This window comes from Hymenobacter sp. 5516J-16, assembly GCF_022919335.1.
In the GTDB taxonomy this organism is placed as follows: domain Bacteria; phylum Bacteroidota; class Bacteroidia; order Cytophagales; family Hymenobacteraceae; genus Hymenobacter; species Hymenobacter sublimis.
In genome coordinates, this window is sequence record NZ_CP095058.1 from 201,638 (window position 1) to 218,326 (window position 16,689).

A 16,689-nucleotide genomic window follows, 5' to 3' on the forward strand; every position below is an offset into this window, starting at 1 on the left:
CACACCCTTCAGTAGACCAGCCGGGTTTGTTTGGGTAGTTAATTACGGAACGTCAGGCAGGAGCGCAACGCAGCACCTTGCGCGCTGACGGCTGCATGAGAAGCACAACGACACCGAGCAAGATGCTACGTGCGCTACGCTCGGCCTGACGTTCTACGAGCTACCTTAGATGTACTGGTTGATGATGGCCTCCAGCCACTCCTGCTTGCCGCTGCGCAGTACCGGCTCGCCGGTTTCGTGGGCAATGCGGCGCAGGTCTTCCAGCGTGAGCTGGCCTTTCTCGAAGGCGGCGCCGTGGCCCGCGTCGAAGGAGGCGTAGCGCTCCTGGCGGAACTTGCGGTAGGGCGACTTTTCCAGGATGTCGTTGGCTACCACCAGGGCCCGGGCGAAGGTGTCCATGCCGCTGATGTGGGCAATGAAGATGTCCTCCAGGTCGGTGGAGTTGCGGCGGGTTTTGGCGTCGAAGTTGATGCCGCCGGGCTGGATGCCGCCGTGCTCCAGAATAATGAGCATGCTCTCGGTCAGCTCGTTGAGGTTGTTGGGGAACTGGTCGGTATCCCAGCCGTTCTGGTAGTCGCCGCGGTTGGCATCCATGGAGCCCAGCATGTTCGCGTCGGCGGCTACCTGCAGTTCGTGCTGGAAGGTATGGCCGGCCAACGTGGCGTGGTTTACTTCCAGGTTCAGCATGAAATCTTTCTCCAAGCCGTACTCCTTGAGGAAGCCGATGACGGTGGCGGCGTCGAAATCGTACTGGTGCTTAGTGGGCTCAGCGGGCTTGGGCTCAATGAAGAACTTGCCCGTGAAGCCCTGCTTGCGAGCGTAGTCGCGGGCCATGGTCAGGAAGCGGCCCATGTGCTCCAACTCCCGCTTCATGTTGGTGTTGAGCAGGGTCATGTAGCCTTCGCGGCCACCCCAGAACACGTAGTTTTCGCCGTTCAGGGCAATGGTCGCGTCGAGGGCATTCAGGACTTGGGTGCCGGCGTGGGCAACTACCTGAAAGTCGGGGTTGGTGCTGGCCCCGTTCATGTAGCGCGGGTTGGAAAACACGTTGGCCGTGCCCCAGAGCAGCTTCACGCCGCTTTCCTGCTGGTGCTGCTTGGCGTAGTCGACGATAGCCTGCAGGTTGCGCTCGTACTCGCTCAGGGACGAGCCCTCGTCCACCAGGTCAATGTCGTGGAAGCAGTAGTAAGGCGTGCCGAGCTTGGTGAAAAACTCGAAGGCGGCGTCCATCTTGTCCTGGGCCCGGCCGATGGCCTCGTGGTGGGTATCCCAGGCAAACTGCTTGGTGCCGGGGCCGAATGGGTCGCCGCCGGTGCCGGTGAAGGTGTGCCAGTAGGACACGGCAAAGCGCAGGTGCTCCTTCATGGTTTTGCCGGCCACCACGCGGTTCTCGTCGTACCATTTGAAGGCCAGCGGGTTATCTGATTCGCGCCCTTCGTACTTAATGGGGCTGATGCCCGTGAAGAATTCCGTTTTAGAAAGCGTGTTGAGTGACATGGTGGGTAGTGCTAGTGGGTGAAAGAATCTGTTGGGTAAGGGCCTGGTGCCAGCGGGCATAGGCCGAGTGGTACTGCTCCTGCAGCGCCGGGGTAGGCTCCAGGGTAAGGATGCGCTCCAGGCCAACAAAGGCTTCCGCGGGGCTGGCGTAGAGGCCAACCCCTACCCCGGCGCCGCGGGCCGCACCCTGGGCCGCATCGGTGTTGTAGAGCTCCAGTTCTACGTTGCCGCTGTTCACGAAGGCCTCGCGGAATACCGGACTCAGGAACATGTTGGCGTTGCCGGCGCGCACCTTGCGCACCTGCACCCCCGACTCGCGCATGATGTCCATGCCGTAGTTCAGGGCGAAAACAATGCCCTCCTGGGCGGCGCGCAGCACATGGCTCCGGCCGTGAATGTTGAAGCTGAGGCCGCGCAGCTCGGCGGTGGTTGGGCGGTTTTCCAGCACCCGCTCGGCGCCGTTGCCGAAGGGCAGGAACTGCAGCCCCTCCGCTCCTACCGGGGCCTGCGCCGCCAGCTGGTTCATCTCATCGTAGGGGATTTCGCCTACCACTTTGCGCAGCCAGCTGTTCAAAATGCCGGTGCCGTTTACGCACAGCAGCATACCGTTGCGGGGCTGGGCCGGGGTGCTGTTCACGTGCGCAAAGGCATTCACGCGGGAGCGGGCATCCACCACCGGCTGGTCGCTGATGCCGTAGACGACCCCCGAGGTGCCGGCCGTAGCAGCAATTTCGCCGGGCTGCAGCACGTTGAGGGAAAAGGCGTTATTGGGCTGGTCACCGGCGCGGTAGGCAATGGGCGTGCCGGCGTGCAAGCCCAGTTCCTGGGCGGCGGCGGGCGTCAGGCGGCCCTGCTCGGCGAAGGTGTCCACTACCTCGGGCAGTAAGTCGCGGCTGATGCCGTAGTAGTCCAGCAGCTCCTGGGCCACGGCCTGCTTCCGGAAGTTCCAGAACACGCCTTCCGACAAGCCCGACACCGTGGTGCACAGGCGGCCCGTCATCTGGAAGGCAATAAAGTCGCCGGGCAGCTGAATTTTGTGGATTTGCTCGAAAATGGCGGGCTCGTTTTCCTTGACCCACTTAAGCTTGGAGGCCGTGAAGTTGCCGGGCGAGTTGAGCAGATTCTGCAGGCAGTACTCCTCCCCCAGCGCCTCAAAGGCCTGGTTGCCGTAGTCCACGGCCCGGCTGTCGCACCAGATAATGGCGGGGCGCAGCACGTGGCCGTTTTTATCCACCAGCACCAGGCCGTGCATCTGGTAGGTGATGCCGATGCCGGCTACCAGCGACGCATCGAAGCCGTAGTTCTGCTTCAGCTCGTGGGTAGCGTTGACGACTTCCTGCCACCACCGCTCCGGGCGCTGCTCGGCCCAACTGGCCAGCGGCGCCGAAATTTCCATTTCCTTTTTAGGCGAAGTGACGCTGGCCAGGCAGCGGCCAGTATCCGCAGCCAGCAGCGCCACTTTGATGGAGGAGCTGCCAATATCGTACCCGAGGAGGTAATTCATGGTGGGAATGATGGGAAAGTTCGGGAAGAATGCCAGGGTGTATGTTAAGTTGAACGACGGGCAGTCTGAAGAGGAATAGTTCTATTTATGCTTACTGGCTATGGTGCCGAAACTACTCATGCCCAACGATACGCAAGCATCCATTTTAAGCCACTATTTTCCGAATATACAGTGAGTGTCTACACACCTACTACCGTCAAATCGGCTCCTATTCATTGTTTTTCAAATAAACCTATCGAAACCGTTTCCGAAAACGGTTTCGATAGTCCGCAGCGCTTAATTTTATTTTCTTACTAATTATCTGAATAGTCAAATAGCCACTACCCCTGTCATTACAGTGCAGATAGGTGCTTTAGCTGAAAAATTCTATTCATCTACATGCAGCTAGCGTGTCGGGAGGTTTACTAGTACGTAGTAGGCTTCAGAAATTGTATGGTTCTGACGTAGGTAGCTCTAGCTTGCCTCACCCCTGGCCCCTCTCCGGGGAAGAGGGGAACTAGTTTCTAGAAGAAAGAAGCTGGGAGTTAGGAGCTAGAAGGAAGTAGAGGGCAGCTGTTAAAACAGTTTAGAACAGTTTTTAGAGCTAGTCCCCTCTCCCTCGGAGAGGGGCTAGGGGTGAGGCAAACTAGAGCTACCTACCGCACCGCCAGGGTAGCCGTGGCGGGTTGGCTGGCCCCAAAGCCACGCTGCGGGCCGAGGGTAAGGAGCCACCCACCGCCACGGTCACGGGGCCGGTCGGGGCCACCGACTTGCCCTGAGCGTCAATTAGGGCCAACTGCTCGGGGTAAGCGTGAAGCGCACGGTAGTGCTGGCGCCGGGCTGCAGTTGCACCCGGCGGAAGTTCTTGAGGGCGTAGCGCGGTACCTGCTGGCCCTGGCGCGGGGTGTGGGTCAGGTAGAGTTGCACCACTTCCTCCCCGGCCATTTTGCCGGTGTTGCGCACGGTGGCCTCTACTTCTACCGGCTTGTTTTTGGCCGCCCGCTTCGGCAGCTTCAGCCCCGAATACTCGAATTTAGCGTAGCTCAGCCCGTAGCCGAAGGGGTACATCGGCTCCTGGGTCATGTAGCGGTAGGTGCGGCCCAGCATGCCGTAGCTTTCGTAGGCAGGCAGCTGGTCGAGGCTCTTGGGAAAGGTGATGGGCAGCTTGCCCGAGGGCGACACCTTGCCGAACACCACGTCGGCAATGGCGTTGCCGCCTTCCTCGCCGGGGTACCAGGCCAGCACCACGGCATCGGCCAGCTCGTGCACCTCGGCCAGGTTCATGGGCGAGCCGCCGGTAATGATGGCCACCAGGGGCTGGGTGTTATTTTTGCGCAGGCCGCGCAGGAAATCAAGCTGGTTTTGGGGCAGGTTGTAGTCGAGCCGGTCGCCGAACGAAGGCGAGGCAATGGACTCGCCCTCCTCCCCTTCCAGCAGCCCGTTGATGCCCAGCACTACAAACGTCGCGTCGGAGGTGCGGGCCGTGCCGCTCACCCAGTCCACGCCGTTCTGATTGGGCCGATCGAGCAGGGCGCCGGGGCGGTACTGCATCTGGCTGGCCGGACTCACCCCGGCCACCAGGCCTTCCAGAATGGTTTTCATCTCCGGGTTCACGCCGTAGTAGTTGCCGAGCAGGGCATCGAGGTTGGCCGCGTTGGGCCGGTCACGAAGTACTTAGCCAAGTCGTTACGTAGGGGTAGTACGCCGTTGTTTTTCAGCAGCACAATGGACTTCTGGGCCGCCTCCCGGGCCAGGGCGCGGTGCTGGGGCTGTTGATGACGCTAGCGGAAAGCTTATCGTAAGGGCTGCTGCCGGGCGCATCAAACAAGCCCAGCTTGAACTTGGTGCGCAGCAGAATGGCCAGGGAGCTGTCCATCTGGGCTTCGGTAGTCAGGCCTTTGCGCACGGCTTCGGGCAAGGACGGGTACACGCTGCCGCAGTTCAGGTTCACGCCGCGCTGCAAAGCCAGGGCGGCAGCCTCGGCAGGCGTTTTCACCACGTTGTGGCCCTTGTAGAAATCCACCAGCGCCCAGCAGTCCGACACAATATGGCCCTTGAAGCCCCACTGCTTGCGCAGCACGTCTTGCAGCAGGTACTGGTTGCCGCAGCACGGCTCGCCGTTGGTGGCGTTGTAGGCGCACATCACGGCCTCCACGTTGGCATCTACCAGCTGCTTGAAGGCGGGCAGGTAGGTTTCCTGCAAATCCTGGGGCGAGGCCACGGCGTTGAACTCGTGGCGCAGCTTCTCGGGCCGCTGTGCACGGCGAAGTGCTTGGCGCAGGCGGCCACTTTCAGGTGCTGGGGTCAGGGCCTTGCAAGCCCTTCACGAAGGCCACCCCAGGCGACCCGTGAGGGTAGGATCCTCGCCGTAGGTTTCCTGGCCCCTACCCCAGCGCGGGTCGCGGAAGATGTTGATGTTGGGCGTCCAGAACGTGAGGCCGCTGTACTGCTGGCGGTAGCCCTTGGCCACGGCCGCGTTGTACATGGCCCGGGCCTCGTCGGAAATGGCGGTGGACACGCGCAGGGCCAGGTCGTCGTCGAAGGTAGCGCCCAGCCCAATAGCCTGGGGAAACACCGTGGCCGCGCCCGCCCGACCCACGCCGTGCAGGGCTTCGTTCCACCAGTTATAGGCCGGAATGTTCAGCCGCTCGATGGCCTTGCTGTTGTACATCATCTGGTCGGCCTTTTCCTCCAGGGTAAGGCGCGAAATCAGGTCCCGCACCCGCACGTTGACGGGCTTGCTAGGGTCGAGGTAGGCGACCGGGGCTTGCTGGGCTTGCGCCTGGGGCAGGCTGAGGCAGGCGAGCAGCCCGGAAAAGATCAGATGTTTCTTCATACAGTAGGAAGGGTAGAAAATATGAAGGGATAGGCCTGGAAGCCGCCTGAACACGGGTAGGCCGCTAGGCTGTAGAGACGCGACACTTCGCGTCTCAATCGTTGTTGACGTTGTTTGTTTTGTCCTTCCGACGCAGGAGGAATCTGGGTCAAGCCGTTGGATGGTAAACCCAGATTCCTCCTGCGTCGGAAGGACAGGTGGTAGTGGTTGTTCCCGGCTAGTCGTTCTGGCGCCGAGACGCGAAGTGTCGCGTCTCTACAGCTGGTCTGCTATACTTTACTGTGGAGCAGGTTTGGGTTTCTATTCAAATTAAGCCCGTCATGCCGAGCCGGAGCCGAAGCATCTCGCTCGAATCGTTGAGTTACTACCTAACATCAGCACGCGAGATGCATCGCCTCCGGCTCTGCATGACGTTCTTTTTACTTTCTATCCACCTACCTTAAGGCAAGGTCGCCGGCACATTGGCTTGAAAGGAGGAAGCGGGTAGCCCTTCTTTGTTGTAAAGATTCGCCCCTTCCGGATTGTCGGCCCAGGCGTAGCGCACGGCCACGGGCGACGGCACGGCATCACTCCAAACCACCACGGTGTTGCCGTCAATCCGGGCTTGGGCCCAGACGAATTTCTTGTCGGGGCCGGCCACGGCAAACTGCTTGAGCGGTCCGCCCCCTTTGACCTGCAGGCCGCTACCCGCGTTAGAAAAGCGCAGCGTGACCTTGTTACCACTGACCTGCATGGACTGGTAGAGCGGCCCGGAGGCCACTACCTTTTTCTCGCCGTAGGCTACCTGCTGGGCTGCCAGCGCCAGCCGATGCCCCACGGTTTGCTTGTCCAGGGGTGAATGTCGTTCCACTCGCCCGCGTCCAGGGCCACGGCCATACCGGTGCGCGGCACGGCCAGCGTCCGGCGCTGGGCCTCGCGCACTTCGGCCCAGCCACTCTCGCTGGGCTCCGACTTCACGGCCATAAAATTCGCCAGCTGCACGTAGAGAAACGGCAAATCGGGCCGCTGGAAGTGGGTACGCCAGTCATTGATCAGGCTGGTCATCAGGGCCTGGTAATCCTGGGGCGGCCGGCGTTCGACTCGCCCTGGTACCAGAGCACGCCCTTGAGGGCGTAGGGCAGCACGGGCGCAATCATGCCGTTAAACAGGGCCCCAGGCTGAAACTGAAACGGCGTGGTACCGGGTGTGGGCGGCAGGGTAGCGCCCAGCTTGTACTGCCACGGCCCGCGCAGATCCAGCGTCTGGCCGCCCGCCCGCAGCTGGTAGTTCTTGTCGAGGGTGAAGCCCCCGCGCCCGCCGTTGCTGATCAGGCGCACGACCACTACGTTTTTACCGGCCTTCAGCACGCCGGGCTTCACCTCGTACTTGCGGGGTGGGTACTGGTAGCCCGTGGTGCCCACCAGTTGGCCATTGATGTAGGTAGAATCGGCATCGACCAGGGTACCCAGTTCCAGGCGGGCCGGCTGACCCACCATGGCGGCGGGCACTTCTACCTCTTTCCGATACCACACTACCCCATTTACCGGGCCCAACGGGGTTTGGTCGGCCCAGTAGCCGGGCACGTTCATCGTGGCCCAGCCGCTAGCATCATACTCCGCAGCCGACCACTTTTGCTGGCCGCGGGCCTCGCCCTGATCGGCCTGGTAGAGGCGCTGGTACCAGCTGGTTACGGCCGCGCCTTCCCGCTGCCGCAGCCCGGCCACCTGGGCGCTGTCCCGGTACTTATCGGCCTGCTGCACATACTTCGGAAACTGGCGTAGCGCGTCGGCGCTCAGCCAGGCTTCGGCCGGCGAACCGCCCACGGCGTCCTTAATCAGGCCCACCGGAACCTGGTATTTGGCGTTGATTTCCTTGGCGAAGAAATAGCCGACCGCCGAAAACTGCAGCACGGTTTGCGGGTCGGCCGCTATCCATTTGCCCCCGGCTACGTCGGTGTGCGGCTTTTGCAGGGTATAAGCCATCGGCACCTCGTACTGCCGGATGCGCGGGTTGGCAGCCTGGGCAATAACTTCCGGAAACTTGTCGCGCAGGCGCGACATGGGCGTCTCCATGTTCGACTGCCCCGACAGCAGCCACACGTCGCCCACTAGCACATCCTTCAGCGTAATGCGGTTGCTGGCGGTAATATCCAACTGGTAAGGCCCCCGGCTTTCAGGGCCGGCAGACTGATCTGCCATTTGCCATCCTTGCCCGTGGCGGTTTGGTAGGTCTGGCCGTTGAACTTCAGGGCCACCTTCTCACCGGGCGCGGCCCAGCCCCAGATGTTCACGTTGGTGTCGCGCTGCAGCACCATCCCGTCGCTGACCAGCTTCGGCAGGCGCACCTGCGCCTTGGTGTCGGTGGGTGCCAGCAAGTAGCTACCGAGTACGGCAAGCACCAGGCCTTGCCGGCCCAAGGTAACTGGCCTAGAAAGCAACGGGCTAGAAAAGAGGAAATGCATCATATGAGTGGTTTATTACTACATGTACCGTTCGATTTGCCGCGCGTGGGGCTTGCGTGCTCAGCCCTTGGGCGACCCTTGCTCCTTTACCGGCCTAAAACAGCCCCTGGGCAAACAGGTATAGATCGTGGCGCCACACGGGCCAGGTGTGGCCGCCGGGGTACTCGCTGTACACATACCGGATGCCTAGCTCATCCATTTTGGCCCGCATCAGCTTGTTGTTGGTGTAGGCGATATCGGCCGGCCCGCCCATCGAGAGCCAGAGCTGCTTCAGGTTGGTATTGATGGTGCCGACATTGGCTTTCATAAACGCGTACTGCGGGTCCGACAAGGCCGTATTATTAGCAAAGAAGCCCGAGCTGAACACGCCCAGGTGCGCAAACAACTCCGTATTCCTGATGCCGGCGTAGAGCGTTTGCAGGCCACCCATCGATAGGCCTGCCAGCGCCCGGTTAGTGGCCCCCGCCGCCACCCGATAGTTGCTTTCCACCACCGGCAGCACGGTTTGCTTCAGCTCGTCTTCAAACCGCTTTAGGGTACTTTCGTTGAAACCCGCCAGGCCACCGGGGCCGCCCAAGTTGCCGTCCAGCATCACCACGAGCATGGGTTTGGCTTTTTTCTCGGCAAGCAGGTTGTCCAGAATCAAATCGGCTTTGCCTTGGCGGGCCCAACCGGTTTCGTCCTCGCCTCCGCCGTGCAGCAGGTACAGCACCGGGTACTTGGTGGCCGTATTGGCGTCGTAGCCCGCGGGCGTGTACACGTAGAACTGCCGCCACGAATTGGTGACTTTCGAATAATACCGCCTCATCCGCACCTCGCCGTGAGGCACGTCGCGCAGGGCGTAGAAGCTGGTGCCGCGGCCCGGAATTTCGATGCCGCTGGCCATGCGGCCCATGCCGTAGAAGGTGGCGCTGGCGGGGTCGGCTACGGGCAGGCCGTCGAGCACCAGGGAGTAGTAGTGTAGGCCCCGGCTCAGCGTATCGGTGGTCACGGTCCAGGTGCCGCTGCTGTCCTTCACCATGTCGTACTTGCGGCCCAGGTCCAGTTGGGCCTGCTGCACGCCGGGCGCTTTCAGGCGAAACACGGCGCGGTTATCGGGCAGAATCTGGGGATATTTGGCGTTGCGCACGTTGGTGGCGGCAGGTGCGCCCAGCACCGTGTAGGTGGGCAGCGCCGCCACCTCGACGGGCTTGAACAGGAACTGAGAGAACATGTACAGCCCGTTTTTCCAAACCTTAAAGTCGTGCCCGCCAGCCTCCAGATAGTACACGTGCGGCACCTGGTGCTCGTAGAGGTAGTCGTGGGTGCGCTGGCTGATGGGGAGCAGGCCATCCTGGTCGCCGCAGGAAATCCAGAGGAGCTTGAGCTGCTTGGTGGCTTTGGCAGGGTCGGGCACCAGTTGCTCAGGAAGTTTGGTGTTGGGAGCCGACGAAAAGCCGCCTACCCAGGCAAACGTATCCAGGTTGCCCAGCCCGAAATTCAGCGACTGCCCCCCTCCCATCGACAGGCCCGCCACGGCCCGGTTCTCACGGTTCTTAAGCGCAGGATACGTCTTTTCGATATAGGGAATAAGGTCGGTTAGCAGGTCTTTCTCGAAGTGGGCAAACGCGGCTACCTTGTCCGGCCCGTAGATATTGCCAACGGGCCGGTCGTCTTGCATGGCCCGGCCGTTGGGCATCACCACCAGCATGGGCTTGAGCTTGCCCGCCGCGTACAGGTTATCCAGAATCACCTGCGGGCGCCCGCCCCGGAGCCACTCCTTTTCGTCGCCCCCGATGCCGTGCAGCAGGTAAAGCACGGGGTACTTCTTCCGTTTGGAATACCCCGGCGGCGTGTACACCAGGGCCTTACGCACCGTCCCCACCGTTTTCGAGGGGTAGCTGATGCTATCCAGCTTACCAGTCGCAATGCCCGCGGTAGGTTGGTCGAAGCCCTTGGGCGCTTCCTTTACTGTCGGTTGGGCAAACGTGCTGCTTCCGCTCAGCAGAACCACGCCCAACATGATAAGCAATACGTTTCTCATGGCTTGAAAAAGGACCTGCAGGCGTAGGTAGCGAGCGGGTGGAATGTCAGACGGATGGCCAGTGGGAGCTTTTCGCTTCCTACTCGAATTTTACCCAGTCAATTTCAACGGGCGTGTTGGTTTTGGCGGAAACGATTAGCGTATGCGTGCCGGGCTTTAAGGCTGCTACCGAGGCTTTTACCTCCTGCCACTGGCTGCCCTTGGGCACAGTTACCTGGGCTAGCAGCGGGCCGGTGGCCCCGTCGGTACGCAGCTGCACCGTGGCGCCGGCAGCGGCCTGCACGCGCAGCGTCACCGTTTTAAGGGCCTGTTTGCCGAAAGCCACGCCGTTGTACTGCACCCAGCCCTGGTTATCAGCCAACACGGTTTTCCAGCCTTGGAAGGTGTCGGCCGGGTCCAGAAAGGCAATGGAAGCGCCGCGGCTGCTCAGGCGGCTGTAGCGGTCCAGCTGAATTTTCTGGCGGGCATCCGTCAGGCCCACGCCGCGCAGGGTGGGCACCACTTTGCGGATGGCTCCGTTAGGCTCGAAAAACAGGCTATCCAGCCGAACCGACCGGCTCTTGTCGAAGGCCGGCGACAAGTCGTTGTGGTGGTAGAACAGGTACCACTGGTTGTTGAACGGCAGTAGGGAGTGGTGATTGGTCCAGCAGCCGGTCGGCGACTCGTCCATGATGACGCCCTTCACCGTGAACGGGCCCAGCGGGCTGGTGCTGGTGGCGTATTCGAGGCGCTCCGTCTTATTCTCCACGTGCGGGTACGTGAGGTAGTAAATGCCCTTGCGCTCAAATACAAACGGTCCTTCTTTCAGGCCTTTGGTGGGTAGCTCGCCCAGCGTAACGGGCTCCGAGGCCAGCTCCAGCATGTTGGGCTTGAGCTTGGCGGCGTAAATGTTGCCCTGCGACCAGTAGAGGTAGGCCTGCCCGTCCTTATCAATCAGCACGTTGGGGTCGATGCCGCGCACCCCCTTGATGGGTTGCGGCTCCGGTACGAAGGGGCCGGTAGGTTTATCGGCCACGGCCACCCCTACCGTAAAGCCCTTGTTGATAGTAGTATCCTGGGGGTAGTGGGAAAGTAGAAGTAGTACTTGCCGTTGCGAGCAATGCAGTCGGGTGCCCACATGCTATAGCTGTCGGGCTTCACCCAGGGCACCTTGTTTTGGGTTACGATGACGCCGTGGTCGGTCCAGTCAGTAAGGTTAGCCGACGAAAACACGTGGTAGTCCTCCATGCAAAACCAGCCGACCTTCCCGCGCTCCGGGGTGGCCAGAATGTCGTGGGAGGGATACACGTACACCCGCCCGTTGAACACCCGCGCCGTGGGGTCGGCGGTAAACTGGTTGGTAATAAATGGGTTCTGGGCCTGCGCTGCGCCTCCCAGCAGCAGCAGGGCCAGCCCGCTCAACAGATACGGCAGTTTACTGGGTAGCATGGGGCCAGGGGGTTACTTGATTCCGGTAGTGGTGTCCGCAATGCGGAAGTAGTCGAAGTCGGCGTAGCCGCCAGCCGTCTTGGTGGCGTAGGTAAATAGCCCAAACCGGTAGCCCATAAAATGTGGCAGCGTGTAGGCCATCTTGAGCGGCGCCCCAATGGCTTTCCAGGCTTTCCCATCAAGGCTATAATAAAAAGTGGCCACGTCCTTGCGCTCCGTGAAGTCACATTCCGCTTTGAAATAGACGGTATTCTGCGTGAGCGGCAGGCGTTGCAGTTCCACAGGTTTCTCCGTTTCGGCGCTAATCATGACGATGGATTTGGCACCGTTACGGTAGTCCACCCCCACCAAGCCGTACCGTTTTTGCAGCAAGGCTAGGCCAGCAACATCCCCCTCTTTCAGGTGCGACACATCCAGGGCGGTGGTGCCGGCGCAGGCCGGCCCGAACGTGCGCTGGGTGAGGGTGTTGCGGGCCAGCAGGAAGGTAGTGTCTAGGCGGCCGGTTTTCAGGCGCAGGTAGCCCGCCCGGTCAGTAAGCGACCAGAGGGAGTTTTCGGGATTGTGGTTCCACTGCCACACCAGCGGCAGAGCGGGCTCACCCTTGCGCCGGTTAAACTCATCCGGCGCTACGATGCCCGGAATCAGGCCTTTACTGGCAGGCAAGGGTAGCGTCTGGGGTACTTTGCCGGCCGGACTTCCCAGCACCGGCCAGCCCTCAGTCCACGTAACGGGCACCAGGTACGGAATGCGGCCTACAGCTCCGAAATCCCGGAACAGGTAGGAAAACCACCGGCCATCGGGCGTGTCGATAAGGCCGCCCTGCGCCACGCCCAGGTCTTGCAGCGCCACCCGCCCTTCGTAGGGGCCGGTGAGCTTGTCGGCCCGGTGCACCACCACGGTGCGCATGCCGCCTTTGGGCCAGGTGATGTTGAAGAGGTAGTACTTCCCTTTGATTTTGAACAGCTGGGAGCCTTCGGCGGGCAGGCCTAGGTTGGGGCCGGCCGGGGCACTGGCGTTTTCAATAAGCACCTGCTCCGTGGCGCCGGGCTTCACGCCGGAGGCGTCGGCCGTCAGCTCAATCAGCCGCAGCTTGCCGGCGCCATATACCAGGTACACGCGGCCATCATCGTCAAAAAACAAGGAGTGGTCGTGGTAGCTGGGTTTAAACGACGCGACTTTCCAGGGACCTTGCTCGATATTCTTGGTGGAATACACGTAGGTTTTGCCGGTCGTTTGGGCAAAGGTCGAGACGTAGTAGGTGCCCTGGTGAAACCGCAGGCTGCTCGCCCAGGAGCCCCGACCGTAGGTGCTCTTGCCATTGCGGAGCGTCAGCTCATCCAGGCTACCCAGCGTGTCGGAGGCATAGCTGACCAGGTGCCAGTTCACCAAGTCCGTCGACTTCATAATGGGCACGCCCGGACTCATGTGCATGGTGGTGCTGCTCATGTAGTAGGTCGTGCCCACCCGAATCATGGCCATGTCCGGCACATCGGCGAAGATGACCGGGTTTTGCGCCTGCTGCACTTGTGCCGCGAGCGGCGAAACCGCAGCTGAGGCAAGGACTAACCCGAATACGAAAGCACTTCGCTTGATGGAGTAAGACATGGCAGGAGATACCGGAGCAAGTGGTTTAGTAGTGAGGCGCAGGCTTGATAGCCTGGTAGTTACCGCTCAGGTGCAGCAAGCTGAACAGGTACAGCAGGCCGTCGTAGTACGGGTCGAAGTAGCCGTCTTCGTAGGGCGCCAGCTTGGCGTTCCAGAGCGCGTGCACGAAGTCCAGCTTCTGCTTGTCCTGACTGGCCAGGGAGGCCACGGCGGAGGTAGCTACCAGGCCCAGCGAATGCCGGAGTTTCTTGACGTCGCCGGCTTGCAGAATGAAATCGGGCCGGGAGCCATCCACGTTGAACTGGTCTTCGAAGGTGGTGAGGCCCTTGCTGCGCAGAAAACCCTGGAAACGCTGGGCGTACTGCTCCTGCCAGGCCTTATCCTTGCCAAACCACACGTAGTCCATGGCAATGTTCATGGGTACCCGCCAGGAGTCGTAGCGGAAGGCCGGCGGGGCCCACTTGGTAGCGTGAGGCTTGCCGCTAAACTCAGTATAGTCGTAGTTGAGGCTGGTTACGGCATTACAGGCGCGGTGCAGAAACGCCCGCGACGTATCGGCGCAGGCCCGGTAAAACTGCTCGTGCCCATCCTTGGCATACTCAGCCCACACCTCCAGAAAAGCCGGCAAGTGGTACGAGGGGTCCGTCCAATTATACATCTCGCCCACCGGCACAAAGGATATCTGCTTGTGCTGGGTGTTGATGAGGTTATACACGTTGCCGGTGCCATCCTTTTGCCACATGGCATCCAGGATATTGCGCGCCTCTTGGTAGTAGTTGATGCCGGTCGTATTTCCCCAGCGGTTGGCGGCGAACAACAAACTGGTCACGAAGTACAGCTCCCCATCGGAGGCCGGCCCTTCGGAGTTGCGCTTCATGGTGGCCGGGTTGATGCTCCAGGCGAAATAGCCCTTCAAGGGTCCCTCCTGGTGCTGCAAGTATCTCTTCGACCAGCGCCAGATGCGGTCAAACACCTCCTTCTTGTTCAGCTGCACCGCCACCATCAAGCCATACGAAACTCCTTCGGTCCGGACGTCGTGGTTCTTCAAATCCGAGACGTAGGCCATGGAGTCGCCCACTTCGAAGTACACCCGGTTGGGTCCCTCGAACACGTCGTGGTAGGCCTGCGTCACCTTCTGGTCGATGTCGGCCTGGCTATAGCCCGCTTCCCGCAGCAGGTTGGGGTACTGCCCCGTGTAAAACGCTCCTTTCCGGGTTGGCTTCGTCGGTTTAGGTAGGCGCTGCGCCGTGCTGCTGCCTAGGCCTATATACAGCACACACAGCAGCAGACAAATACTCTTAGCCCGTTGAAGAAATGTGAGATATAGGTTCATCGACCAAGCTTCTGGATGTGACTGCGTGTGCTGTTCCGTGAGTAACCTACTGGCGGCAAGTAGGCCAGGGAGCCAGCCGCCGGTACAGGCCTAGGGCTGAACGACAAAGCCGCCCCGCGCCGGCAGCGTCACGCTGAGGGTGGAGCCCGCCACGGCCTGGGTGCTGAAGCTGCGGTTGGTATCGCCATCAGTGATGAGGGTGCCTTTTTGCAGGCCTAGTTGGCTGAGGTCGAGCTGGATGGTTTTGGGGGCGTCGGTGCCGTTGATGCCGGCCACGTACCAGGCGCCGCCGGGTGCTTGGCGGGCCAGCACGGCGTACTGACCAGGGTAGCCATCCAGAAACTTGACATCGGCCCAGCTTGGCGGCAGCTTTTGCACAAACTCCCGCACGTAGGCCGGCTGCGCAGCCATGCCCTCGGGCACCTCCGCGTAGTGCTGAATGCCCGACTGAAACAGCACCGACAGGGCCAATTCAAACGCATTGGAGGTGCGGCGCTCCTTGCCTCTGATTTCCGAAAACGCCATGGGCGTGAAGTCCATGGGCCCCACCGCGTTGCGGGTGAAGGGCAGCACGGCGCAGTGCGTGGGCTCCTGGTCGGTGTTGGCCTGGTCGAAGGTCAGGAACTCGAAGCCGCGCACGGCCTCCATCGTCACCAGGTTGGGGTAGGTGCGGTTCCAGCCCCTGGGAATGGTGGTGCCGTGGAAGTTCACCAGCAGTCCGGCCTGGGCAGCATCGGTGAGCAGGTCTTGGTAGTAGTTCATAAACGACTGCCCATCCCCACCGAAAAAGTCAACCTTGATACCTGCAATGCCCATTTGCTTGATGCGGGCAAATTCCTGGCGGCGGCTTTCGGCCTCGAATAGCACCTTGGTGGGCGTTTGCGGCGCCTCGTTCCAATGGCCATTGGAGTTATACCACACCAACAGGCCGACGTTTTTGCTGCGGGCATACTGGGCCAGCTCCTGCGTTTTATCGTAGCCGATTTGCTTGTCCCAGAGGGCATCGACCAGGCAGTACCCCCAGCCCATGCTAGCCGAATAGTCGATGAAGCGGCGCTGCACATCGTAGGTAGTCTTATCGTCGCCAAGCAGTACCCACGACCACGACGACTTACCCGGGGCAGTGGGCAAAGCCGCCGATTGGGCAGGCGCACTCACGTCGGTAGTCAGCGTCGATTCCACGATGGGCCGCAGCGAGTTGCCTACCACCAGCACCCGCCAGGGCGTGCGCCACGGCAACCGGCTTTCGGGCAGCAGCGCGGCCTCGGGGGTAGTGCGCTCCGGGGCCTGCGGGAAGGCTACACTGTACTCCGCATCGGGTGCGGAGTGGCCTAGGTGGGTGCCGCTATAGGTACGCCCCATGCCGGCCTCCGTGAGCAGTACCCAGTGCCCGCCCACCTCAAACAGCGCCGGAAATGACCACCCCTGCCCTAGTGTAGAAGGCGTGCCGGCCGCAATACCCCGCTGGTAGTACTCCTCATACGAGGGCTGGGTGTTGGCAAAACCAGTCTGGGCTTTGGCGTGCGGGTGCAGCCAGCCTTTGGCAGTGGCCGGCAAGTGAAAAGAGGTGGCTTCCGCTGTGATGCGCTGCACTTCCTGGCTGTTGCCTTCCACCACGTACTGAAACGCCACCCCATCGTCGGATACCTGAAACACCACGCTCAACTGCGGCCCTTTGGCCGGGCTCTGGAAGTGCACCACGCGCCGGTTGGCGCGGTAGCGGCAGTTGGCTCGCTTGTCGGTGGCGAGCTGGTAGTCGTCGGTTACGGTAGTTTGCTTATCGGCTTTCCTCAGCTTGAGGCCCTGCGTGAGGTCGGCGCTGGCGAGTTGCAGCCCCAGCCCCGAGGGGCGCAGCAGCTCCGCCTGCCGGTAGCGCACGGCGTAGGTTGGCTGGCCCTGGGGGGTTACGTCCACGGTCACCTGCACCGCCCCGTCGGGACTAGTAATGCGGATGGGCTTGGCGGCCTGAGCCGCGGCGAGGGGTAGCACGAGCAGGCAAATGAGTGGGTAGTAGCGCATAAAAGGAAGATGGAGGCGTAGCCAG

The 16,689-nt window shown here is 61.3% G+C and carries 14 protein-coding genes and 1 pseudogene; all 15 read right to left on the bottom strand.

Going from position 1 to position 16,689, the window contains the following annotated elements; all coding sequences use genetic code 11:
• Positions 1–165: 165 nt before the first annotated feature.
• Positions 166–1,497: a xylose isomerase gene (gene xylA / locus MUN84_RS01035; RefSeq protein WP_244696263.1), complete on the bottom strand. Its 1,332-nt coding sequence runs from the start codon at positions 1,495–1,497 to the stop codon at positions 166–168.
• Positions 1,475–3,001, bottom strand: a complete 1,527-nt coding sequence (locus tag MUN84_RS01040; protein ID WP_244696264.1) for a xylulokinase — start codon at positions 2,999–3,001, stop codon at positions 1,475–1,477. Before MUN84_RS01040 ends, xylA begins: the two co-directional genes overlap by 23 nt.
• A gap of 631 nt (positions 3,002–3,632) precedes the next feature.
• Positions 3,633–3,776, bottom strand: a complete 144-nt coding sequence (locus MUN84_RS01045) for a hypothetical protein (RefSeq protein WP_244696265.1) — start codon at positions 3,774–3,776, stop codon at positions 3,633–3,635.
• Positions 3,767–4,582 (bottom strand): glycoside hydrolase family 3 C-terminal domain-containing protein, encoded by an 816-nt coding sequence (locus tag MUN84_RS01050; RefSeq protein ID WP_244696266.1) that lies wholly within the window; start codon positions 4,580–4,582, stop codon positions 3,767–3,769. Before MUN84_RS01050 ends, MUN84_RS01045 begins: the two co-directional genes overlap by 10 nt.
• A gap of 112 nt (positions 4,583–4,694) precedes the next feature.
• Positions 4,695–5,816, bottom strand: a pseudogene (locus MUN84_RS01055) (glycoside hydrolase family 3 protein).
• A gap of 439 nt (positions 5,817–6,255) precedes the next feature.
• Positions 6,256–6,633 carry a hypothetical protein gene (locus MUN84_RS01060; protein ID WP_244696267.1) on the bottom strand — a complete coding sequence of 126 codons (378 nt, stop codon included), beginning with the start codon at positions 6,631–6,633 and terminating at the stop codon, positions 6,256–6,258.
• A complete protein-coding gene (locus MUN84_RS01065; protein ID WP_244696268.1) occupies positions 6,597–6,860 on the bottom strand; it encodes a sialate O-acetylesterase in 264 nt (87 codons plus the stop codon). Before MUN84_RS01065 ends, MUN84_RS01060 begins: the two co-directional genes overlap by 37 nt.
• On the bottom strand, positions 6,860–7,948 hold the full coding sequence (locus MUN84_RS01070; protein WP_244696269.1) for a sialate O-acetylesterase: 1,089 nt from the start codon (positions 7,946–7,948) through the stop codon (positions 6,860–6,862). The genes MUN84_RS01065 and MUN84_RS01070 overlap by 1 nt, the downstream gene beginning before the upstream one ends.
• Positions 7,915–8,193 (bottom strand): hypothetical protein, encoded by a 279-nt coding sequence (locus MUN84_RS01075; RefSeq protein WP_244696270.1) that lies wholly within the window; start codon positions 8,191–8,193, stop codon positions 7,915–7,917. The genes MUN84_RS01070 and MUN84_RS01075 overlap by 34 nt, the downstream gene beginning before the upstream one ends.
• A gap of 157 nt (positions 8,194–8,350) precedes the next feature.
• On the bottom strand, positions 8,351–10,279 hold the full coding sequence (locus tag MUN84_RS01080; protein ID WP_244696271.1) for an alpha/beta hydrolase-fold protein: 1,929 nt from the start codon (positions 10,277–10,279) through the stop codon (positions 8,351–8,353).
• Between the two features lie 79 nt (positions 10,280–10,358).
• The gene (locus tag MUN84_RS22675) at positions 10,359–11,294 is read right to left on the bottom strand and encodes a family 43 glycosylhydrolase (RefSeq protein WP_262920607.1); all 936 of its coding nucleotides are present in this window, start codon (positions 11,292–11,294) and stop codon (positions 10,359–10,361) included.
• 8 nt (positions 11,295–11,302) lie between these two features.
• Positions 11,303–11,707 (bottom strand): family 43 glycosylhydrolase, encoded by a 405-nt coding sequence (locus MUN84_RS22680; protein WP_262920608.1) that lies wholly within the window; start codon positions 11,705–11,707, stop codon positions 11,303–11,305.
• A 12-nt stretch (positions 11,708–11,719) separates the two neighbouring features.
• Positions 11,720–13,312, bottom strand: a complete 1,593-nt coding sequence (locus MUN84_RS01095; protein WP_244696272.1) for a glycoside hydrolase 43 family protein — start codon at positions 13,310–13,312, stop codon at positions 11,720–11,722.
• Positions 13,313–13,337: 25 nt separating this feature from the next.
• On the bottom strand, positions 13,338–14,588 hold the full coding sequence (locus MUN84_RS01100; RefSeq protein WP_244696273.1) for a glycosyl hydrolase family 8: 1,251 nt from the start codon (positions 14,586–14,588) through the stop codon (positions 13,338–13,340).
• A 147-nt stretch (positions 14,589–14,735) separates the two neighbouring features.
• Positions 14,736–16,664, bottom strand: coding sequence for a glycoside hydrolase family 97 protein (locus MUN84_RS01105; RefSeq protein ID WP_244696274.1), 1,929 nt, complete (start codon positions 16,662–16,664; stop codon positions 14,736–14,738).
• Between the last annotated feature and the right edge of the window lie 25 nt (positions 16,665–16,689).

What these genes read in the sequence shown, in the direction of transcription:
- xylA (WP_244696263.1), bottom strand. Translation starts at nt 1,497, where the DNA reads ATGTCACTCAACACGCTTTCTAAAACGGAATTCTTCACGGGCATCAGC.
- MUN84_RS01040 (WP_244696264.1), bottom strand. Translation starts at nt 3,001, where the DNA reads ATGAATTACCTCCTCGGGTACGATATTGGCAGCTCCTCCATCAAAGTG.
- MUN84_RS01050 (WP_244696266.1), bottom strand. Translation starts at nt 4,582, where the DNA reads ATGAAAACCATTCTGGAAGGCCTGGTGGCCGGGGTGAGTCCGGCCAGC.
- MUN84_RS01065 (WP_244696268.1), bottom strand. Translation starts at nt 6,860, where the DNA reads ATGACCAGCCTGATCAATGACTGGCGTACCCACTTCCAGCGGCCCGAT.
- MUN84_RS01080 (WP_244696271.1), bottom strand. Translation starts at nt 10,279, where the DNA reads ATGAGAAACGTATTGCTTATCATGTTGGGCGTGGTTCTGCTGAGCGGA.
- MUN84_RS22680 (WP_262920608.1), bottom strand. Translation starts at nt 11,707, where the DNA reads ATGCTACCCAGTAAACTGCCGTATCTGTTGAGCGGGCTGGCCCTGCTG.
- MUN84_RS01095 (WP_244696272.1), bottom strand. Translation starts at nt 13,312, where the DNA reads ATGTCTTACTCCATCAAGCGAAGTGCTTTCGTATTCGGGTTAGTCCTT.
- MUN84_RS01105 (WP_244696274.1), bottom strand. Translation starts at nt 16,664, where the DNA reads ATGCGCTACTACCCACTCATTTGCCTGCTCGTGCTACCCCTCGCCGCG.